At 61.5% G+C, this 273-nt stretch carries 1 protein-coding gene; it reads right to left on the minus strand.

The features are described 5' to 3' along the window. A partial coding sequence (locus KVT11_RS19875; RefSeq protein ID WP_217609150.1) for a hypothetical protein occupies positions 1 to 273 on the minus strand: 273 nt, incomplete at both ends.

Below are 273 nucleotides of genomic sequence, written 5' to 3' on the forward strand. Positions count from 1 at the left end.
TATCGAGGGCACCGCGACCCGTTGCATAAAAACCGAGAATGCTGGCGATATTGTACCGGTCCATGCCGACGAGAAGCGGTTTGACGCCAGACCTGGCTGCCACGTCGTCCCCGATCTTTTCCGCTTCCCGACCGAACTCTTCCCAGGCAATGGGGAGACCACGCAGGCTGCCCGTATACCCGATGCCCGGAAGGCCGAGCGCCAGATAGTGCAGCAGGAGCGAAACCGATATGGCGCTGGCAACGACGCTGGCCTTCAGGAGCGAGTCAAGCC

Origin of the sequence: Bacillus sp. GbtcB10 (genome assembly GCF_019091365.1) — a bacterium.
GTDB lineage: Bacteria > Bacillota > Bacilli > Bacillales > Bacillaceae > Bacillus > Bacillus altitudinis.